Origin of the sequence: Rubrobacter tropicus (assembly GCF_011492945.1) — a bacterium.
Lineage (GTDB): Bacteria > Actinomycetota > Rubrobacteria > Rubrobacterales > Rubrobacteraceae > Rubrobacter_D > Rubrobacter_D tropicus.
The window spans coordinates 3,522,953-3,543,494 of sequence record NZ_CP045119.1 but is presented as its reverse complement, the minus strand read 5'-3'; the positions used below and the strand labels follow the sequence as shown (position 1 = coordinate 3,543,494).

Genomic DNA, 20,542 nt, shown 5'->3' with positions numbered 1-20,542 from the left:
AAGGGCCAGAAGGACAAAGAGCCGAAAACCGCCGGCCCTCCACGTTAGCATGTGAAGGCTGGCGGGCTGATCGAACGGGAGGGACACGGCGTGGTAGACGGCGGGCGTTTGTGGAAGAGGCTCTCTGAGCTGGCGGAGATCGGCAAACAAGAAGACGGCGGCGTCGCCCGCCTCTCCTTTACGAAGGAGGAGCGGGCCGCCAAGGACCTCGTCGCCTCGTACATGCAGGAGGCCGGCCTCTCGGTCCGCGAGGACGTCGCGGGCAACCTCTTCGGCCGCAGGGAGGGAAGGGACCCGAACGTCCCGGCGGTCCTGATAGGTTCCCACGTCGACTCCGTCCTGAACGGGGGCGACTTCGATGGGCCGCTCGGGGTGCTCGGCGGGATCGAGGTACTTCAAACCATGAACGAAGAGGGCGTCGAGACGGAGCGTCCGGTCGAGGTGGTCGCCTTTACCGACGAGGAGGGGGCGCGGTTCTCGCTGGGCATGATCGGCAGCCGGGCGCTTACGGGCACGCTCTCGCCCGAAGACCTGCGCCACGAGGATAGGGACGGCGTCTCCATCGAACAGGCGATGCGCGACGCCGGCCTGGACCCGGGGAAGATCGGCGACGCCGTGAGATCCCCCGATTCCCTGGCCGCGTACCTGGAGCTTCACATCGAGCAGGGCAAGGTGCTCGAAGGCGAGAACCTGCCGGTCGGCGTGGTGACCGGTATAGCCGGCCCCGCGTGGCTGCGGCTCTCGTTCACCGGGGAGGCCGGACACGCCGGGACGACGCCGATGGGGGCACGGCGCGACGCCCTGGCCGCGGCGGCCGAAGTCGTCGGTGTCGTGGAAGAGGAGGCATCCGCGACCGGCTCGACCGTCGGGACCGTGGGGCAGATAGAGGCGAGGCCCGGCGGCATCAACATAATTCCGGGCGGGGTGGAGCTTTCGCTCGACTTGCGCGACATAGACGAGGCCGTGCGCGACGGGGTCGAGGGGCGCATCAGGGAGCGGGCCGGGGAGGTTTGCGGGCGGCGCGGCGTCGCCCTGTCCTTCGAGGAGTTGCAGCGGCTTCCGCCCGCGCCGTGTTCGGAGGAGATCAGGGCTTCCATAGCCGCCGCGTGCGAGAAGGAAGGCATAAAGCCCCACTCCTTGCCGAGCGGGGCGGGGCACGACGGGATGCACGTGGCGGAGTTGTGCCCCATGGGCATGATCTTCGTCCGTTCCAAAGACGGCATCAGCCACAACCCGAAGGAGTGGAGCAGCCGGGAGGATTGCGAAGCCGGCTGCAAGATCCTATATTTGACAGTGCTCGACCTGGCAGAGAGGGCATAGTTCGGCCTGAGGGGGTACGACATCGCAACCGCAACGCTGGATTCGCTCGTAGAAGACACGAGGGCTCGCATGGTCGGGTGGAGGCGTCACCTCCACCGCAACCCCGAGGTCTCCTTCCACGAGGAGCAGACGGCGAGGTTTATCCGCGAGACGCTCGAATCGTTCGGGGGGTTGGAGATCTCGCGCCCGACCGAAAACAGCGTCGTGGCCCGCCTCACCGGCGGCAAACCCGGCCGCACCCTCGCCCTCCGGGCCGACATCGACGCCCTCCCGATCACGGAAGAGAACGACTTCGAGTTCGCCTCCCAGAACCCGGGAGCCATGCACGCCTGCGGCCACGACGGGCACACCGCGATGCTTCTCGGGGCCGCCGAGGTCTTATCCAGCATGCGCGACGAGCTCGCCGGCGAGGTCCGCTTCGTCTTCCAGCACGCGGAAGAGCTCTACCCCGGCGGCGCCGAAGAACTCGTCGAAGCGGGGGTCATGGACGGCGTCGACGCCGCCGTCGGCATCCACCTCTGGTCGCAGACGCCGGTCGGCAAGGTCGGCGTAACCTACGGCCCGATGATGGCGGCTCCCGACATCTTCAACGTTACCGTGAAGGGCAAAGGCGGCCACGCGGCCATGCCCCACCAGACGGTCGATTCCATCGCCGTCGGGGCGCAGGTGGTGACGAACCTGCAGCACGTCGTCGCCAGGGAGACGGACCCGCTGGCGAACGTCGTCCTCTCCGTAACGCGCTTCGAGGCCGGCACGACGCACAACGTGATCCCGGGTACGGTCGAGATGGAGGGGACCGTGCGCACCCTCGACCCGGCCGTCCGGGACCGGATGCCCGGGATCATGGAGCGCGTAATAAAAGGCGTCACCTCGGCCCACGGGGCCGGCTACGAGTTCTCCTACGACCGGGGCTACAGGCCCGTGGTCAACGACGACGGGCTGACACAAGAGATCGAGAGGGCCGCCCGCGAGGTCGTCGGCGAGGAGAACGTGGAAGTCATGCCGCCGAACATGGGCGGGGAGGACTTCTCGGCCTACGGGCAGAGGGTCCCTGCGGCGTTCTACCTGGTCGGGGCCGGCAACGAGAGCCTCGGAATAACGGCACCCCACCACCACCCGAGGTTCACCATAGACGAGGACGCTTTGGAGGTCGGGCTAAAGATGCACCTCGCCGTCGCGACGAGGATGCTCGGCAAAGGAGGAGGCACTTCGTGAAGCTCATACACGTCCTGGCTGCGCTGCCGTTCTTAGGAATACTCGTAGGAGTCGGGTTCGCGAACAGGGTCGAGCCGTTCGTGCTCGGGATGCCGTTTATCCTTTTCTGGATCGTGGCGTGGGTTCTTCTCACCTCGGTCATCATGGCCGTCGTCTACAGGCTCGACCCGGCGAACAGGGAGGACGGGGAATGAACATCGCGCTCGTAGTCATCTTCTTCTTTCTCGCGGTCGCGCTGTTCTTGGGTATCCTTGCGCGGCGGGGTCAGGACATGAACCTGGAGCAGTGGACGGTAGGGGGGAGGGGGTTCGGGACGCTCTTCGTCTTCCTGCTTCTGGCCGGGGAGATCTACACGACCTTCACCTTCCTCGGGGCTCGGGCTGGGCCTACGGGAGGGCGGGCCGGCCTTCTACATCCTCTCCTACGGCTGTCTGGCCTACATAATGAGCTACTGGCTGCTCCCCGCCGTGTGGCGCTACGCCAAGGAGCACCGCCTCCACTCCCAGTCGGATTTCTTCGAGAAGAAGTACGAGAGCAAGGGGCTCGGGATCTTCGTCTCCGTGGTCGCGGTCGTGGCCATGGTGCCGTACCTCGCGCTACAGTTTCAGGGGCTCGGGCTTATCGTGTCGTCGGCCTCTTACGGGACCATCTCTCCGCTGCTCGCGGCGATCATAGGCACCGTCTCGGTGACGATTTACGTCATGATCAGCGGCATCCGCGGCTCCGCCTGGACGGCCGTCATAAAGGACTTGATGGTGCTCGTGGTGGTGGTAGCGCTCGGCATCTACCTTCCCTTCGCCCTCTACGGCGGCGTAGGGGACATGTTCAGGGAGATCCAGGCCCAGAGACCGGGCTTCCTGGCGCTTCCGAACGAGGGCTACAGCGTCTCGTGGTTCGTCTCGACGGTGCTTTTGACGGCTTTGGGCTTCTACATGTGGCCCCACTACTTCACGTCCGCGTTCTCGGCCGAGAACGCCAAGATCTTCAAGCGCAACGCGATCTTTTTGCCCCTCTACCAGCTCGTCCTGCTCTTCGTTTTCTTTATAGGTTTCGCGGCCATCCTGCAGGTGCCGGGGCTCGAAGGTGAGAGGGTCGACCAGGCGCTCCTGATCATCTCCAAGGAGGAGTTCAGCCCGTTCGTGGTCGGCCTCATAGGGGCCACGGGCCTCCTGACGGCGCTTGTGCCCGGCTCCATCATCCTCATGGTCGCAGCCACGGTGCTCGCGAAGAACGTCTTCGGGGCGATCTCGCCGAACACGGAGGAACGGCGCATAGCGCTCCTCGCGAGGATCCTGGTTCCGGTAGTCGCGCTCGTCTCCCTGTGGTTCTCCCAGCAGAGCGGCCAGGGCGTCGTGCTCCTGCTCCTTCTCGGCTACAGCCTCGTGACCCAGCTCTTCCCCGCCGCCACCCTCTCGCTCCTCCCCAACAACTTCGTCACCAAGTGGGGCGCGGGCGCGGGCATCGCCGCGGGTGTGGCGACCGTTACCTACGTCACCGTCGCCGGCACGACCATTGGGGACCTCCTCCCGTTCCTCCCGCAAGCGCTCGCCGACACGAACATCGGCATCGTCGCGCTCTTCGTGAACTTCGTGGTGATGTTCGGGGTGAGCTTCGCCACGGGCGGCCTCGCCGTTCGCAAAGAGCAGAGCGCGTAGGCGGCCGGGTTCCCCGGCCGCGCTGTCGGCGATCAGACCGCTGCGGCCTGCTCCGCAGGCCTCCGCTCTCAGCCATCAGCTTCTTGCCGCTTGCGAGAGGGCCTAAAGGTTCGGGGCCTCCGGTACTACAAACAGGGGATGGAGCTACGGGAACTCGGGGCCTTCGGCGAGCCCGGGGCGATGGTCTACCTCGCGGACTGCGTGGAGCTTATGCGGCTGATGCCGGCCGGAAGCGTTGACGCCGTGTTCGCGGACCCGCCTTACCGGCTCTCGACCGGCGGCATTACTGTCAAGAACGGACGTCTGGGCTCCGTGGACAAAGGCGCCTGGGACCGTTCGCTCGGCTCTTTCGAGAAGGACCACGCCTTCAACGTCCGTTGGTTGGGGGAGGCGGACCGCGTCCTCAAGCCGGGCGGAACCATCTGGGTTAGCGGTACGCACCACATGATCTTTAGCATCGGGTTCGCGCTGCAGAGCCTTCGGTTCAGGGTCATCAACTCCGTCGTCTGGGAGAAGCCGGACCCGCCCCCGAACGCGCTCCACACGGCGTTCACCCACGCCCACGAAACCTTGCTGTGGGCGGGCAAGAGGGGTGCCAGGCACACCTTCAACTACGACGCTATAAACAGCAGGGACCCCGCCTCCCAGGTCGGCTCCGTCTGGCGCATACCGCCGCCGTCCGGGAGAGAGAAGCGCCACGGCCGCCACCCGACCCAGAAGCCGCTGCGCCTCGTGCGCCGGGCGCTGCTCGCCTGCACGCGCGAGGGCGACCTCGTCTTCGACCCGTTCTGCGGCTCGGGCACCACCGCGGTCGCGGCGAAGGAGCTGAACCGCTCGTTCGTCGGGGCGGAGCTCGAAGGGGATTACGCCGAGCTCGCCGCGCGCAGGATCGGCGCGGCGGAGCGGGGCGGTATGCTGGAGGCGGTGTACGGCGCCGGAGTCTCGCCCGGCGGTTGACCGGGGGCGCGGGGGGCAATAGGGTTTCGGCGGATGGTTCGGCTATGAGGGTGGGGGACGCATGACCGAAGAAGCGCGGGCGGCCGGGTTGCCGGGGGACGTAGCGGGGATCTTCCGGCTCGACGGCCAGAGGACGGTCGTCACGGGGGCCGCCTCCGGGCTCGGGAAGGCCATCGCCCTCGGGTTCGCCCACTTCGGCGCCGACGTCGCCTGCCTGGACATAGACATCGAAGGGGCCGAGAAGACGGCCGGCGAGGTCTCGGCGCTCGGGCGCGAGGGCTACGCGGTGCGGGTCGACGTGCGGGACTGGGAGGACGTCCGTTCCGCCGCCGAAGAGGTCCGGGCGCGTTCGGAGACCATCGACGTCGCCGTGAACGTGCCCGGCATCAACCGCAGGAAGCCGGTATTGGAGCTGGAGGCTTCGGAGTTCTCCGAGGTGCTCGACGTGAACATTCGGGGGTTGTTTCACTGCGCCAAGGCATTCGGGGGGCTCATGGTCCCGCAGCGGCGCGGCAGGATCATCAACATGGCCTCGATCTTCGGCCTGGTCGCCATGCAACGCCAGGCCGCGTATGCTTCCAGCAAGGGCGCCGTGGTGCAACTGACGAAGGTGCTGGCGCTGGAGTTCGCGCGATACGGCATCCGGGTCAACGCGCTCGCGCCCGCGTACTTCACGACGCCGCTGGTGCGCCAGATCATGGAGGACGAAGCCTGGTACGACGACGTCGTGAGCCGGGTCCCGCAAGGCCGGTTCGGGGAGGTCTGGGAGATAGTCGGCCCGACGGTCTTCCTGGCCTCCAGGGCGTCGAGCTTCGTCACGGGGACCGTGCTCACGGTGGACGGTGGCTGGACGGCGGCTTGACGAGAAGGCTTCAGGTTGCAGGCATCAGGCATCAGCTAGAGGCCGCGGGCCCGTAGGTGCTGGTCGTCGTTGTCGCCGATACGCATATTCCCCGGCGGGCCAAGGGGCTGCCGGAGGGGCTGGCGCCGTATTTCGAGTCGGCCGATTTGATCTTGCACGCCGGGGATCTTCTGGTGGAGGACGTGTTGTACGAGCTCGAGGCGTACGCACCGGTGCGGGCCGTCAAGGGGAACGTGGACGGGTGGGACGTGCGGCTGCCGGAGACGCTGGAGTTCGAGGTCGGGGGCATCTCTGTTGCCATGATTCATGACGCGGGGCCCAAGAAGGGACGCCGGGGCAGGATGCGGCGGCGGTTTCCGGGGGCCCGCGTCGTCGTCTTCGGGCACTCGCATATTCCGTGGCTGGAGGACTCGGACGGGTTGATGCTCCTCAATCCCGGCAGCCCGACGGACAGGCGGCGGCAGCCGGAGCACACGTTCGCGTTGTTGAGGGTAGAGGATGGGGAGGCGCGAGCAGAGATCCTGAGTCTGTAGGCAGGTGGAAGCCGTCCGGGCGGGGTATATACTGGTGCGGGCTGATCTCTGCTGTCGGCCCCGGTCGGCGGCCTAGAGGGCGTGTCTATCTTCCCAACAAAGGGTTTCGGTACAAATCAGGCGCGCGGGTGGCGTCCTTCCGGCGGGGCCGGAGGGCACCGTTGAGCGCGCTCGCCGTTCTCTTGCCGCTGGCCCTGGCCCTGCTGGCCGCGCCGGCCGCCGCGCTCTTCGGGGCCGCGAGGCCGGTATTGGCCGCGCCCATCGGGGCGGCGTTCTGCGCGCTCGCCTTCGGGGCGACGCTGTGGGGGTGGGCCTCGGGCGGCGGTGTGGTGGATGTGGCCTGGGCGCCGAGTTGGGATCTCAGGCTCCACCTGGAGCTCGACGGGCTCGCCACGCTCTACGCTCTGCTCGCGACCGGCATCGGGTTCGCCGTCCTCGTCTACTCCTCGCGGTACCTGCCGCTGCACCTCGGACACCAGCAGAGGCCGGCCTCCGACGGCACGGGCTTCTACTTCTTCATATTGCTCTTTATGGGATCCATGGTGGGGCTCGCGATGGCGCAGGACCTGATCCTGGTCTTCGTCTTCTGGGACCTCACGGCCGTAGCTTCCTATTACCTCATAGGCTTCGACAGCCACGACCCAAACTCCAGGGCTTCGGCGCTGATGGCCCTGTTCGTTACGGGGGCGACGGCGGTGCTGCTCCTGATCGGGGCCGTCATGCTCTACGCCGCCCACGGCACGTTCTCCGTGCCGGAACTGGCCGGACTCGTCGAGCCCGGGCCGCTGCTCACCACCGCCGGCGGGCTCATGGCGGTCGCCGGCCTCGCCAAGAGCGCCCAGGTGCCCTTCCACTTCTGGCTGCCGCGCGCGATGGCCGCCCCGACGCCCGTCTCCGCGTACCTCCACTCGGCGGCGATGGTGGCCGCCGGGGTGCTCCTAATCGGGCGGGTCTACCCGCTGATACAGAAGAGCGAGTTCCTGCTCGACTCCCTTCTGGTCGTCGGCTTTCTCTCGATGGCGGTAGGCGGGGTGCTGGCGTTGACGCGGGACGTGCTGAAACAGCTGCTCGCCTACTCCACGATAAGCCAGTACGGCTACGTGGTGGTGATGTACGGCCTCGGCGGGGAGTACGGGGCCGTCGGCGCCTCGTTCTACGTCCTCGCGCACGCCCTGTGCAAGAGCGCCCTCTTCCTTACCGCCGGTACCGTTACGGAGGCGACGGGGGAGGACCGGCTCTCCCGTCTCGGCGGGCTGTACGGGTCCCTGCCCCTTCTCGCCGGCGCCGCCGGGGTAGCCGCGGCGGGGCTGGCGGCGCTGCCGCTCACCGTCGGCTTCTTCAAGGACGAGCTGTTCTTCGCCGCCGCGCTCGGGCGGGGGCCCATCTTCGCCGGGCTCGCGGTCCTGGGCGCCGCCCTGACCTTCGCCTACGCCTGGCGGTTCTGGGGTGGGATCTTTGCGGGAAGGCCGGGGGCGGCGGAGCGCCCGTCCTGGACCCTCGTCTGGCCCATCGCGGCGCTCGGGGCGCTGGCGCTGTTCGGCGGCGTCCTCGTCGGGCCGTACCTGGGGCTGGCCCTGGCGGCGGGCTCGGACTCCCTGGGATCTGCGGCCTCCGTGAGTGCCGCCTACCACCTCGACGCCAGACCCGAGAACCTGATGGCGCTCGCTACCTACGGGCTCGGGGTGGCGATAGTCCTCTCAAGGCCCCTCTGGTCCGGGGCGGCGGGGGCCTTCTCGCGGCTCGGGGAGATGGTTGGGCCGGAGCGTCTGTACGGGCTCGGGTTGCGGGGTTTGAACGGGCTCTCGGACCGGGTTCACCGGGCCGAGGCGCGGGACCTCCGCAGCCGGGTGGCCGCGATACTCCTGCCCGGAGGCATCCTCATCGGAATAGGCATCCTTGTTACGCCGACCGGCGGGACCTACAGGGTGGGGGCTATACAGGCCCGGGACATCCCGCTGCTGCTGGCCCTCGTGCCGGTCGCGGTCGCGGCCCTCACGACCACGTTCACCAAACGCCACGTAACTTTGGCCCTGGTGCTCTCGAGCGCCGGGTTCGTGCTCGCCCTCGTCTACGCGTTCTTCGGGGCGCCCGACGTGGCGCTCGTGGCGGTCCTGGTCGAGACCGTGCTCACGCTGCTCTTTCTCGGAACTTTACGGCTCGTTCCCTACGAGGTGCTCCACCGCCAGGCCGGGCTTCCGACGGAGCGGCGGTGGCGCAAGGTCTTCTTCGCCGCCGTGGCCGGCGCCTCGACCTTCGCCGTCGTCTGGGCGACGCTCTCCAGGCCCGCCGCCGAGAGGAGCGTCTCGGAAGAGCACCTCCGGCTCACCCCCGACGCCCACGCCGGGGACGCCGTAACGGCGATCCTGGCCGACTTCCGCGGGTTGGACACTCTGGGCGAGATCTCGGTGGTCGCCCTGGTCCTGCTCGCCGTCGTAACCTTGCTCCGAGGCGGACGGCTCAGGTGACGGGCGCCATGACCCGGATGGTGGCGAGGCTCCTCCTGCTGCCAACGCTCGTGACGGCCCTCGCCATCCTCGTCAAGGGCTACACCCAACCCGGCGACGGGTTCTCCGCCGGGGTCGTGGCCTCCTTGGGGGTTCTTTTGCAGCTCATGGTCTTCGGCCGCGAGGAAGCCGAGAAGATACCGGGCGTGCGCCAGGCGGGGACGCTGGCGTTCGTGGGCCTGCTGGCGGCGCTCGGGCTCGCGGTCGTGCCGCTGCTAATGGGAGATTCGGTCCTGACGCACTACCCGCCGCCGGGGGCCAAGGTGCTCCATCTCGGGACGCTGGAGTTCATAACGGCCGTGCTCTTCGACTGTGCCGTATTCTTGCTCGTCTTCGGGTTCGTCGTCGGGACGGTCAGCGCGATCTCGCGCGCCATAGAAGACGCGGACGGGGGGGAAGACCTTTGATCCTCTTCCTCTCGCTCGTCATCGCGGTCGTCTTCGGGTCGGGGGCGTTCTTGATCCTGCAGCGCGACCTCTTCCGGGTGGTGGTCGGCATAGTGCTCATCTCCAACGCCGCGAACCTGTTCATCATCTCGGCCGGCCTGACGCGCGGGGAACCCCCGATCTACCCCCTGCCCGAGGGTCCCGTCGCCGACCCGCTGGTGCAGGCCATGGCGCTGACGGCCATCGTGATCAGCTCCAGCGTCGCCGCCCTGCTCCTGAGCCTGGTCTACCGTCTCTACCTCGCCCACGACTCCGTGGACATCGAGGACGTCTCCGCCGCCGAGATGCGCGAGGCCGAAGCGCTGGAACGCGGCGATGACCCGGAAAAGGAAGAGGAGCCGAAGGAGAGCCCGGCGGACGTGGAACTCGGGGAGGACACGCGGTGACGGGCGACACGCTACTCCCGCTCGCCGTCCTGATCCCGTGGGTTCTGGCCGCCGCGCTCGCCCTCGCCGACGGGCGCCGCCCGCTGGTCGGCTGGGTCTCCGTGGCCGGGCTCGGCGCGGGCTTCGCCTGCGTGCTCGGCCTGACCTTCGCGGTGCTCGGGAACGGGCCCGTGGAGATGGTCGCCGGCGGGTGGCCCGAGGGCGTCGGCATAACGCTCAGGGCGGACGCCCTCGGGGTGACGTTCTCGGCTGTCTCGGTGGGTGTGATCCTGGTCTCCCTCGTCTACGAGGTTCTCGGCGGGGTTCGTTCGCGGACCTTCCCCGCGCTCGTGGCGTTTATGGCCGCCGGGCTCACGGGGCTCTTCCTGACGGGGGACGCCTTCAACTTCTACGTCTTTTTCGAGATCTCCATGACCGCGGCCTACGCGCTCACCGGCTACCGGGAGAAGGACTACCAGGTGCGGGCGGCCTTTATCTTCGCCGTCATAAACCTTCTAGGGTCCGTCATCTTCCTGATAGCGGTCGCGGCCCTCTACCACGTAACCGGCACCCTGGACATGGAGGTGATGGCCGAGAGGGCCGCAAGGGTGCGGCCGAGCTCGATCATCTCGATAGCCGTCGCGGTCTTCGTGGCCTTTTCGCTAAAGCTCGGCCTCTTCCCGTTCCATTTCTGGCTGCCGGCGGTCTACGTCGGGAGCCACGCCCCGGTCGCCGCCATCCTCTCGGGCGCCCTGGCGAACATAGGGGGCTACGGCCTGCTGCGCTTCGGGGCGGACGTCCTGCCGCGGGAGCTGGAGCTAGGAACGGCGGCCGTTCTCGTTCTCGGCACGGCGAGCATCCTCTACGGGGCGCTGCAGGCGATCTCGCGCCACGAGATCGTCGAGGTCCTGGCCTACTCGGCTATCGGCCAGGCCGGCTACATCCTGGTGGCCCTCGCCATCGGGGGGCCCGTCGGGTACACAGCGGCGGTGGTCTACGCGGTGATCAACTCCCTCAACAAGGCCCTGCTCTTCCTGGCGGCGGGCGCCGGCGGGAGGTTCGTCGGGGCGGCGTTCGCGGTCGGCGCGTTCAGCGTCGTGGGGGTGCCGCCGGTCGCGGGGTTCGTCGGCAAGCTGGCGATGTTCCGGGCGAGCGTTGGGGCCGGGAGCGTGGCGCTTACCGCCCTGATCTTCCTGGGCGGCGCCCTCTCTTTCGTCTACGCCTTCCAGGTCTACCAGCGGGCCTACTGGACGCCGGAGGGCGGCAAGGGCAAGGCCAGCCCATCTCCCGTCCTGGCCCTCGTCCTGCTTCTGGCCGGCCTGGTCCTGGCGTTGGGGCTCTGGCCCGAGCCGCTGCTGGTCCTCGGTGAGGCGGCGGCCGGCGCGCTACTGGAGGGCCCGTGATGGGCCGTATAGTCCTTCCGCTTCTCCTGCTCACCCTCGTCTACGCGCTGGTTGTCGGGAGCTTCTCACCGGCCGATCTGGCCCTCGGCGCGGCCCTGTCCGGCGTGCTGCTCTTCGTGTTGCGCCCCTTCGTCTTGCCCGGGGAGGCGGCGCCGGGCGGCCCCTTCGGGCGCGTGGTCGGGTTCTTCCCCTTCGCGGCCGCCGTGGCGCGCGACGTGGCGGTCGGGACGTGGGAGGTGGCGCTCATCACGCTGCACGTCAGGCCGCTCGGACGGTCCGGCATCGTCGCCATCCCCGTCGGGGAGCGGAGCGAGACGGGGGTGGCGGTCAGCGCGCTCGTCGCGACGCTCTCGCCGGGGGAGGTATTGGTGGACGTGGACAGGGAGCGGGGCGTGATGCTCGTCCACGTCATAGACGCGGCCGACCCGGAGGAGATCCGGCGCCGCCACGAAGATTTCTACCGGCGCTACCAACGAAGAGTCTTTCCCTGAGGAGGTTCCCCTTGCACGAGACCGTGTTCTACCTGGCGGCGCTCTGGATGACCGTGCTGGCCGCGGTCCTGGTCGCGACCGTCATAAACGTGCGCTCGACGGCCGGCCGCATCCTCGCGCTCGACACGCTGACGCTCGTGCTGGTGGCCCTGCTGGCGCTCTACGGGGCCGCCGTGCGCTCGCCCTACTACCTGGACGCCGCGCTCATCCTCGCGCTTCTCGCCTTCGTGGGGACGGTGGCGGCGGCGCTCTACCACGGCGAGAGGAAGATCTTCTAGTGGGCCCATTCCTCCCTTACCTCGCCGACGCGCTCGTGGTGCTCGGCGTCGCCGTCATGACCGTCGGGGTCTACGGCATAATCCGCCTGCCGGACACCTACGCCCGCCTGCACGCCGCGAGCAAGATCGTCTCTTTGGGCGTGATCTCCCTGCTTCTCGCCTCGACGGTCACGGGCAACCCGGCGGTCGTCTTCCGGGTTGCCCTGATCTCGGCCTTCCTCGTCGTCACGACCCCGGTCTCGGCCCACGTCGTGGCCCGCGCCGCCTACCTGAAGGGCGAGAAGATGGAGGGCCGCCAGACCGTCGACGAATCGTGAGCGCGCGCCGCAGAGATCCTGCTTCCGACCAAACCGTCCCTCGTCTGGTATAGAGAAAGCGTGGGCATAGCCGGGGACATCGCGCTCATCATGGTCGCCGCCTTCGTCGGCGGCATCGTCGCGCGCCGCCTCGGGCTGCCCCTGATCCTGGGCTACATCCTCGCCGGCGTCGTCGTGGGGCCGAACACGGGCGGCCCCACGGTCAGTTCCGCCCACGACATCGAGCTTCTCGCCGAGATAGGCGTGGCTCTTCTCCTCTTCACCATCGGGCTCGACTTCCCGTTGAGCGCGCTCGCGCCGGTCAAGAAGATAGCCCTGATCGGCACGCCCGTCCAGATGCTCCTGACGATCGCGCTCGGCTACGGTATGGCCTCCCTGCTCGGCCTCGGGTGGCACGAGGCGGTCTGGTTCGGGGCCCTGCTCTCCGTGTCGAGCACGGCCGTCGTGCTGAAGACGCTCTCTGAGCAGGAGGTACTCGGGACTTTATCCAGCAGGGTGATCATCGGGATGCTGGTGGCCCAGGACATCGCGGTCGTGCCGCTGCTGATCCTGCTGCCGGAGCTCGGGAACGTCGCGGGGGGGCTCTCGGCGCTGGGCATCGCCGCGCTCGAGGCCGTCCTGTTCGTCGGGGCGATGGCGCTCTTCGGGACGCGGGTCTTTCCGTGGCTGATGGGACGGGTCGCGCGGCTGGGCTCGCGGGAGCTGTTTTTGATCTCCGTGGTCGCGACCGGCCTCGGCGTCGGCTACGGGACCTACGTCTTCGGCCTCTCCTTCGCCTTCGGGGCCTTCGTCGCCGGCATCGTCCTCTCCCAGTCGGACTACAGCCACCAGGCCCTCGCAGATATAGGGCCTTTGCGCGACGTCTTCGCCATGCTCTTCTTCGTCTCCGTCGGGATGCTCATAGACCCCGCCTTCCTGCTCGCCTCCGCCCCCGTCGTCCTCGCCGTCGTCCTCGTCGTGTTTGTCGGCAAGGGCCTGATCTTCGCCGGCATCTCCCGCGCCTTCGGTTACGTGAACATAGTCCCGTTCGCCGTCGGCCTGGGGCTCTTCCAGGTCGGGGAGTTCTCCTTCTTGCTCGCCCGTTCCGGCAGGAGCGAGGGCGTCCTCTCTTCGAGCACCTACTCCATCGCGTTGACCACGGCCGTCGTAACGATGGCCCTGACCCCGTTCGCCGCGCGCGCGGCCTCCCCGCTTTACGCCCGGTGGCGGGAGCGGTTCCCGGCGCCGGCGCCGAGGACGGTGGACCTGCCGGCCGGGGAGCTTGTGGACCACGTGATCATCGTCGGCTTCGGGCGCGTCGGGGGCTTCGTCGCCAGGATGCTCGCGCGGCTGGAGCAGCCGTTCGTGGTGGTCGACGTCGACCCAAACAAGGTCGAGGCCGCGAAGGACGAGGGTATACCCCTAGTCTACGGCGACGCGGCGGCGGAGCCCGTGCTGGAGGCGGCGGGCATCAGGGAGGCGGGGATGGTCGTGCTGACCATCCCCGACGCGGTTGGGGCGCGGCTGGTGGTCGAGCGGACGAAGGCGCTCAACCCGCGGGCCAGGATCGTGGCCCGCTCCGCGGGCGAGGAGCAGCTAGAAGACCTCGGCCGGCTCGGCGTCTACGAGGCGGTCCAGCCGGAGTTCGAGGCGGGCCTGGAGCTCGGCCGGCAGGCCCTCATGAGCCGGGGCTTCGGGGCGGTCGAGGTGCAGCGCTTCTCGGACGGCGTGCGCCGCGAGCTGTACGCCCCGATCTCCGACGACGAGGGAAGAGACGGGAGCGACGCCGGGCTCGCCCGGCTCCGCCGCGCCTCCAGGATGATAGAGGGCGACTGGATCGAGATCCCAGAGAACTGCGCCCTGACCGGCCGCGCCATAGGGGACCTCGACGTCCGCTCCAGGACGGGCGCCTCCATCGTCGCCCTCGTCCGGGGCGACGAGGTCTTCACCAACCCCGGCCCAAACCTCACGCTGGAGCCCGGCGACACCGTGAGCGTCGTCGGCACCAACGAGCAGCGCGCGGGCTTCCTGGCCCTCTTCGACGGATAGAGCTGGTCAGCACTTCAGCCGGTCAGCAAGTCGTCCGTACACGTTACGCCTCCCGGCATCTAAACCGCTACGCCAAACGCGGCCAGGCCTTGGGCGGTAGAAAGCTGACAGGCTGAGAGCGAGGGCCGAAGGCCCGAGGCGTGCCGAGAGCGGAGCCCGAAGGGCGTAGCGTGCTGGCAAGCTGCCCGAAGGGCGGCGTGCTAACTCCGCCAGAACTCGGGGGTGAGGAGCACGAGCACCGTGAACAGCTCGAGGCGGCCGAGGAGCATGAAGAAGGTGAGCAGGACCTTGGCGGAGGCGGGCAGGCCGGCGAAGAAGGGGGCGTCGCCGACGGGGCCGAGGGCCGTGCCCGCGATGTTTATGCAGGCGAAGATGGAGCCGAAGGAGGCTCCGAGTGGCACGCCGTGTAGGGTGAGGAGCAGGGTTCCCGTGACGAGGGCGAGGACGTAGACGAAGAAGAAGCCCAAAAAGGCGATACGGAGCCTCTCCGGGATCACGCGGTGGCCGAACCTGAGCAGGGTTACGGCCTGCGGGTGGACCATTTTGAAGACCTGCTGCCAGGCGTGACGGGCCAGTAGCATAACCCGGACCACCTTGAGGCCGCCGCTCGTGGAGCCGGCGCTGCCGCCGACGGTGAGGAGCAGCATCAAGAGGCCCTGGCAGAACGGGCTCCACGCCTTCCAGTCGGCGGTCACGAAGCCCGTGCCCGTGAGCAGGCTCGCCGTCTGAAAGAGCGCGTCCCGCCCGGCAGACGGGAGGGAAGCGCCCCCGGTGTAGAGGGAGGCCGAGACCATCAGGGCCGACACCGCCAGGATGCCGAGAAAGACGAGCAGCTCGGCGTTGCCGACGGCGAGGCCGAGCCGGCCCCTGGCGGCCCTGAAGTACAGGGCGAAGTTGACCCCCGAGAGGACCATCCCGGCCGTGACGGCGAGCTCGACCGCCACCGAGTCGAAGGCGGCTATGGACTCCGTGCGGGTCGAGTAGCCGCCCGTCGAGACCGTGGTGAGGGCGTGGTTGACCGCGTCGAAGGGGTTCATGCCTGCCAGGAAGAGGGCCACGACGCCGCCCGCGGTCAGGGAGCCGTAGACGAGGGCGAGGATCTTGGCCGTGTCAGCGATGCGGGTGGTCATCCGGTCCGGGACCGGGTCCGCGGCCTCGGCGGAGTACAGCTGCGTCGCCCCGAAGCCAACTAGGGGCGCCACGGCCACGAAGAGGAGCACGATACCTATCCCCCCGGCCCACTGGCTGAGGCTGCGCCAGAGAAGGAGAGAGGGCGCCACCTCCTCCGGCGTCCCTATCGTCGAAGCCCCGGTGGTCGTAAAGCCCGCCATCGACTCGAAAAAGGCGTCCACGGGTCCCATAAGCCCGGAGAGGACGAAGGGTATGGCGCCGACCGCCCCCACCCCGAGCCACCCGAGCGTCACGATCATGTACACGTCCCGCCCGGAGACGTAGGGCCTCTCGCTGCGCGTCAGAAAGAAGACGGCCGCCCCGGCCACCACGGTCGCGAGGGCGGGAGCGGCGAAAGAGAGGGCGTTGCCGTCGCGGACGAGCAGGGCGTAGAGGGCGGGGACGAGCATCGCGGCGCCCCCGGCGGCGTATACGGCCCCGAGGGCGTTTGCGATCACCCTAGGGTGCAAAGAGCGCCTCCACCTCTTCGACCGCCGACCCGACGGTGAAGACCACGGCCTCGTCCCCCGCCCGCAGCGCGTCCCCCCCGCCCGGGATGAGCACCGCGCCGTCCCTCAAGACCGCCCCGACGATGGCGCCTTTCGGGAAGGCGACCTCCGAGAGCGGGCGGTCGACGACGCGGCAGCCCGCCGGCACGCCGAGGTCTATGATCTGGGCCCCGCTCTCGAGCAGGGTGACCGCCGCGATCTCACCCCGCCTGACGAACCGCAGGATCGCCCCGGCCGCCAGCAGCCGCGGCGAGACGGCGACGTCCACCCCGAGCGCCTCCGAGAGCGGGGAGAACTCCGAGCGGCTTATCCCGGCGACCGTCAACCGGGCGCCGAGCGTTCGCGCGTTCATGGCCGCCAAAAGGTTCGCCCGGTCGTCCTCGGTCACGGCCACGAAGGCGTCCGTCGTGTCCACGCCCTCGGCGAGCAGGAAGTCTCGTGAGACGCCCTCGTCGCGCAGTACCAGGCCCCTCTTCAGCTGGGAGGCGACGTGGCGGGCGCGGGCCTCGTCGCGCTCGACGACCTTCACGGAGATGCCGGCGCGCTCCAGGATCTGGGCCAGTATCAGGCCGATGCGGTGGCCGCCCAGGATCATGACTTCTTTGACAGGCTCCGTGTCCGTGGCGACGGCCGCGACGGCCGCGGGGATGCTGCGCCGCCGCTCCCCGATCAGGAACACGTGATCCCCCCTCCTGAGCACGGTCTTCCCCGTCGGCACGAGCGGCTCCCCGCCCCGCACCACCCCGACCACTAGGCTCCGCCGCGGAAGCCTCACGTCCCTGACCGCCCTGTCAACGGCCGGGGAGCCTTCCTTGAGGACCACCTCGGCCACCTGGATGGTCTTTTCGGCGAAGGTCTCCACGTCCACGGCGCCGGGGGCCATGAGGGCCTCGAAGATCTCCTCCGCCGCCATCTGCTCGGTGTGTATGACGAAGTCTATCCCGAGGGTCTTTCCGGCGAAGGTCTCCTCGGGGTCGTAGTAGTCGGGGTTGTTGATGCGGGCGACGGTGCGCGCCACGCCCTGCGCCCTGGCCGCCAGACACGCGATGATGTTCGACTCGTCCGAGCTCGTGACGGCTATGAGGAGGTCGGACTTGTCTGTCTCCGCCTCCCGCAACGTCTTCGGGCTCGCCCCGTTGCCCTGCATCACGAGGGCGTCGAGTTGCTCGGACATCCGCTCGACGTGGGCCTCGTCCTGGTCTATGACCACCACCCTGTGGCCCTCGCCTGAGAGCATCCTCGCCGCGTTGAACCCTACCTCGCCGCCGCCAACGATCACGACCCGCACCGCCTCGCCTCCTCTCCGGTAACGGGCCCCAGTCTACCGGCGCGCGCGTAGTCGCGTCGCCGGCCAAAAAGTCGTTAGGACGGTTCGCGAACCGCCCCTACCGTCCGGGGTAACCCTGCGTTTCAGACTACGGCGCGGACATGAACCCCGTCCACGCCTCAGAAAAACCCGAAACCTGATGCCTAATGCCTGGGTCGGTACACCACCATGTCCGCGAGCCTCTCTTCGGGCTCGTAGCTGGCTTCGACCGCGCCGAGCATCTCCTCCGTCCAGCGGTCCTGCTTTATGTCTTTGGCGAAGGGCGGCTCCCACATCATGATGACCGAGTATTTTTCCTTGCGGACGGACTCTACGGCGCGGTCCTGGTTCCAGGAGCCGTCCCGGGAGAGCTGGGTCATCTCGAAGGGTTGAAGGTGGATGCGTTTGCCGTTGAGGGGCAGAAGGCCCATGTACTCGTCCGTCAGGACCGGCCCGTCGGCCTCGGCCACGATCCTGGAGAGTTGCGCGACTTCCTGTTCCTGATCCACCACGTAGTCCTGCAGTCCCGAGGGGACGAGCGAGGACTGGGCGAGGGCGAGCACCTGCACGGCGAGCAGCGAGATGAGCAGGGCCCTCAGGCGCGGGCGCTCTCGCTGCCAGGCTATGAGGGCGCCGGTCGCCAGGCAGAGCGCGGCGGAGAGCTCGAGCAGGTAGTTGACGTCCGAGCCCACCTTGCCGACGAGCAGGGCCGACGGGAAGCTGAGCGCCAGGTAGGGCATAACGAGCCACCACGCCCTATCCCGCGGGGCCTTCCACGCCACCGCGAGCCCGCCGAGCAAGAGCAGCGGGCACGCGAGCAGCGCGCCCAGGGCGTTGAAGCTCACCCGCTCCCACCGGAAGTCGTTTATGTTGGCCGTTACCGTGTGGAGAAAGAAGCCGCCGTCGGTGGCGAGGTTCAGGGAGAGAAAGGTGAAGAGCCCGACGCCGCAGGAGACGCCGGCCAGCTCCAGCGCCCGGCGGCGCTTGCCCTGGACCGCGAGCCACACGAATGCCGTCAGCGGGGCCGCGAGCACGTAGGTCTGGCGGGTCGAGACGGCAGCCACGAACAGGAGGGCCGCCAGCACCATCGTCCGGCGCCTATCCGGCCAGCGCACGACGGCGAAGAGGCCGGCCCAGGAGAGGGCGAGGCCGAGAAGGTCCACCCGGCCGAGAGCGGACCAGCGGAGGACGTACGGGATCGCCGGGAAGGTCAGGCCCGCGGCGAGGGCCGCTATGCGGTCCTTCGTGAGCGTGTAGAGCGTAAAGGCCACGAAGAGGGCCGTTGCGCCGACGCTTGCGAGTGAGATCAGGCGCCCGTACCAGAACTCCGGCCCGAAGAGCCACACGAACGGCGCCTGGACGAGCAGGTAGAAAGGGGGATAGTTCGAGATCGTGTACGGCGCATCCCCGAGATCCCCCGGATAGATGTTCCCGAGGCCAGCGAGCCTCACGGCCTGGTCGAGCAGGGGTCCCTCCCCGTAGTTGAGCGGATACTGGAAGGCGAGCGCGTCCCACCCGTGGCGCAAAAAGAGCAACAGCGCCCAACTCTGGGCGAGCAACAGGACGGCGGTCGCGACACCCGGCGCGACCCGTCGCGCGCGCACCTTCGCCGGGTCTTTCGTGCTGGCCCCCGGGTCCCCTTCCACCACGGCCGGGGAGCCCGTGACCACGAGGCGCTGGTAGCCCAGGACGAGGGCCACGAGCGGCAGGGTGACGACGACGGAGAGGGCCGGCAGGAGGTCGTTCGGAAGCTCGGGCAGGACGGCCGCGACGGGCCGAAGCCTCTCCTCGATGGCCGGGTTTCTGGCGAAGAGGTACTGGTTCCAGGCGAAGACGAACGTGAGGACGGCCGTCGTAAGCACGCCCGGGGTGGCGATCGGCAGCATGATGCGCCAGAAGGTCCCGGGCCCGGTCCCGTCTGTCTTCGCCGCCTCCCCGAGCTCCGCCGGAAGCTCCCTGAAGTACGACACCAGAAACCAGATGGCGAGCGGCAGCGCGACGACGAGGTCGGGAACGAGCATCGCCAGGCGGCTGTGCGACACCTCGAGTACCGCCGACCTGACCAGCGGCGGCGCCACGGCCGCGAGCGGGGGCAGAAGGCCCATCGCGAGCACCAGCGTCAGGGCCGTGTTTCCCGGCCGGAAACCGCGCCGGGCTATGGCGTAGGCCGCCATCGAGCCGATCAAGAAGCAAACCACAGCCGTCGTCGCCGTCGTTATGATCCCGTTCGCCAGAGGCCTCAAGAAGTCCAGGTCGTAGAGGATGGAGACGTACGGCAGCAGCGAGAAGCCGTCCGGGAAGACCTCGGGCGGGGGGGCGAAGATCTCGCCCGGGCTTACGATCCTGCCCACCGCGTTCGTCTTGAAGACCCACGCCACGGGCAGCAGGCTCACGACCGCGAAGAGCGCCACGAACGTCGAGAACAACGCCGGCCCGACGGCCCGCCTCACAGCGAATGCCCCCGGTAAGAACCGGAGGCAGGCGTACATAGAGTCCAGGCGCGAGCGATGCTCTGTGCGTACGGCTCCATCCTCACCGAACCTCCCCGCGGCCCCTGGCCGAGATCTCCGGGTTCGTTCCAACTCAAGCCTAATATCCTACCGCTTTCCGGCGCCCTGCATCCGAAAAACGGCCCCTTGGAGAACCACACCGCGTGATTAGACTTACCCCGGAGGAGGTGCAACCAACGAAAGCGAGCCTCTCTTGAACGAACGGCCCTCTCCGGAATACCTGAGAGACCACTGCGGACAGAAGCCGGGCGTCACGTCGGGCTTCCCGTTCGGCGAGGAGCACCTGGTCTTCAAGGTCCGGGGCAAGATCTTCGTCGTCCTGCACGCCGAGGAGTCGCCCGCGAAGGTGACGTTCAAGGCCGACCCGGAACTAACCGGCCTCCTTCGCGGCCAGTACCCGTCCGTCCGGCCCGCCCGCTACTTCGACAAACGCTACTGGAGCACCCTCGCCTGCGACGGAACTGTCCCCGAGGACGAGGCGACGGAACTCATCGACGCCTCCTACGACATAGTCGTCGAAAGCCTCAATAAATCCGACAGAGAAGCCCTGAGAGGCGTCAGATAACCGTTGAACGAAGGGAACGGGATCCCCCCGAGCATCGTCGGCCGCGGGGCCGCAGCCAACCCGAAAAACCGCTTCGAGAAGATAGCCATAGAGCCGGACCCGGCCGAG

The 20,542-nt window shown here is 68.4% G+C and carries 18 protein-coding genes and 1 pseudogene; 16 read left to right on the top strand and 3 right to left on the bottom strand.

What is annotated here, in order from left to right; all coding sequences use genetic code 11:
- Window positions 1–90 precede the first annotated feature (90 nt).
- From GBA63_RS17835 to GBA63_RS17765, 15 genes and pseudogenes are all read left to right on the top strand, one after another.
- Window positions 91–1,320 carry a Zn-dependent hydrolase gene (locus GBA63_RS17835; protein WP_166178268.1) on the top strand — a complete coding sequence of 410 codons (1,230 nt, stop codon included), beginning with the start codon at window positions 91–93 and terminating at the stop codon, window positions 1,318–1,320.
- A gap of 69 nt (window positions 1,321–1,389) precedes the next feature.
- Entirely contained in the window at window positions 1,390–2,535 is a 1,146-nt protein-coding gene (locus GBA63_RS17830; RefSeq protein WP_166178266.1) for a M20 family metallopeptidase, read from the top strand.
- Window positions 2,532–2,729, top strand: coding sequence for a DUF3311 domain-containing protein (locus GBA63_RS17825; protein ID WP_166178264.1), 198 nt, complete (start codon window positions 2,532–2,534; stop codon window positions 2,727–2,729). The genes GBA63_RS17830 and GBA63_RS17825 overlap by 4 nt, the downstream gene beginning before the upstream one ends.
- A pseudogene (locus tag GBA63_RS17820) lies at window positions 2,726–4,190 on the top strand (sodium:solute symporter family protein). Before GBA63_RS17825 ends, GBA63_RS17820 begins: the two are co-directional and overlap by 4 nt.
- Before the next feature lie 90 nt (window positions 4,191–4,280).
- Window positions 4,281–5,147 (top strand): DNA-methyltransferase, encoded by an 867-nt coding sequence (locus tag GBA63_RS17815; RefSeq protein ID WP_228282159.1) that lies wholly within the window; start codon window positions 4,281–4,283, stop codon window positions 5,145–5,147.
- A gap of 61 nt (window positions 5,148–5,208) precedes the next feature.
- Window positions 5,209–6,009 (top strand): SDR family NAD(P)-dependent oxidoreductase, encoded by an 801-nt coding sequence (locus tag GBA63_RS17810; protein WP_166178262.1) that lies wholly within the window; start codon window positions 5,209–5,211, stop codon window positions 6,007–6,009.
- A 56-nt stretch (window positions 6,010–6,065) separates the two neighbouring features.
- On the top strand, window positions 6,066–6,542 hold the full coding sequence (locus GBA63_RS17805; RefSeq protein WP_166178260.1) for a metallophosphoesterase family protein: 477 nt from the start codon (window positions 6,066–6,068) through the stop codon (window positions 6,540–6,542).
- A 161-nt stretch (window positions 6,543–6,703) separates the two neighbouring features.
- Window positions 6,704–9,007: a hydrogen gas-evolving membrane-bound hydrogenase subunit E gene (mbhE, locus tag GBA63_RS17800; RefSeq protein ID WP_228282158.1), complete on the top strand. Its 2,304-nt coding sequence runs from the start codon at window positions 6,704–6,706 to the stop codon at window positions 9,005–9,007.
- On the top strand, window positions 9,004–9,453 hold the full coding sequence (locus GBA63_RS17795; protein WP_228282157.1) for an MnhB domain-containing protein: 450 nt from the start codon (window positions 9,004–9,006) through the stop codon (window positions 9,451–9,453). Before mbhE ends, GBA63_RS17795 begins: the two co-directional genes overlap by 4 nt.
- Complete coding sequence (locus GBA63_RS17790; RefSeq protein ID WP_166178258.1) at window positions 9,450–9,878, top strand: sodium:proton antiporter; 429 nt, start codon at window positions 9,450–9,452, stop codon at window positions 9,876–9,878. The genes GBA63_RS17795 and GBA63_RS17790 overlap by 4 nt, the downstream gene beginning before the upstream one ends.
- A complete protein-coding gene (locus GBA63_RS17785; protein WP_166178256.1) occupies window positions 9,875–11,260 on the top strand; it encodes a complex I subunit 5 family protein in 1,386 nt (461 codons plus the stop codon). The genes GBA63_RS17790 and GBA63_RS17785 overlap by 4 nt, the downstream gene beginning before the upstream one ends.
- The gene (locus tag GBA63_RS17780; protein WP_166178254.1) at window positions 11,260–11,751 is read left to right on the top strand and encodes a Na+/H+ antiporter subunit E; all 492 of its coding nucleotides are present in this window, start codon (window positions 11,260–11,262) and stop codon (window positions 11,749–11,751) included. The genes GBA63_RS17785 and GBA63_RS17780 overlap by 1 nt, the downstream gene beginning before the upstream one ends.
- An 11-nt stretch (window positions 11,752–11,762) precedes the next feature.
- Window positions 11,763–12,029, top strand: a complete 267-nt coding sequence (locus GBA63_RS17775) for a monovalent cation/H+ antiporter complex subunit F (protein WP_166178252.1) — start codon at window positions 11,763–11,765, stop codon at window positions 12,027–12,029.
- Window positions 12,029–12,346 carry a monovalent cation/H(+) antiporter subunit G gene (gene mnhG, locus GBA63_RS17770; protein ID WP_166178250.1) on the top strand — a complete coding sequence of 106 codons (318 nt, stop codon included), beginning with the start codon at window positions 12,029–12,031 and terminating at the stop codon, window positions 12,344–12,346. Before GBA63_RS17775 ends, mnhG begins: the two co-directional genes overlap by 1 nt.
- Before the next feature lie 60 nt (window positions 12,347–12,406).
- Window positions 12,407–14,374, top strand: a complete 1,968-nt coding sequence (locus tag GBA63_RS17765) for a cation:proton antiporter domain-containing protein (RefSeq protein WP_166178248.1) — start codon at window positions 12,407–12,409, stop codon at window positions 14,372–14,374.
- 200 nt (window positions 14,375–14,574) lie between these two features.
- Here GBA63_RS17765 and GBA63_RS17760 read toward each other — a convergent pair whose 3' ends face one another.
- The 3 genes from GBA63_RS17760 to GBA63_RS17750 all read right to left on the bottom strand — a co-directional run bounded on the left by GBA63_RS17760 (window position 14,575) and on the right by GBA63_RS17750 (window position 19,809).
- Window positions 14,575–16,014 carry a TrkH family potassium uptake protein gene (locus tag GBA63_RS17760; protein WP_166178246.1) on the bottom strand — a complete coding sequence of 480 codons (1,440 nt, stop codon included), beginning with the start codon at window positions 16,012–16,014 and terminating at the stop codon, window positions 14,575–14,577.
- Window positions 16,004–17,341 (bottom strand): Trk system potassium transporter TrkA, encoded by a 1,338-nt coding sequence (gene trkA, locus GBA63_RS17755; RefSeq protein WP_166178244.1) that lies wholly within the window; start codon window positions 17,339–17,341, stop codon window positions 16,004–16,006. Before trkA ends, GBA63_RS17760 begins: the two co-directional genes overlap by 11 nt.
- A gap of 182 nt (window positions 17,342–17,523) precedes the next feature.
- The gene (locus GBA63_RS17750) at window positions 17,524–19,809 is read right to left on the bottom strand and encodes an ABC transporter permease subunit (protein WP_166178242.1); all 2,286 of its coding nucleotides are present in this window, start codon (window positions 19,807–19,809) and stop codon (window positions 17,524–17,526) included.
- 253 nt (window positions 19,810–20,062) lie between these two features.
- Between GBA63_RS17750 and GBA63_RS17745 the strand changes: the two genes are divergently transcribed.
- The gene (locus GBA63_RS17745; RefSeq protein WP_166178240.1) at window positions 20,063–20,434 is read left to right on the top strand and encodes an MmcQ/YjbR family DNA-binding protein; all 372 of its coding nucleotides are present in this window, start codon (window positions 20,063–20,065) and stop codon (window positions 20,432–20,434) included.
- The last annotated feature ends 108 nt before the right edge of the window (window positions 20,435–20,542 follow it).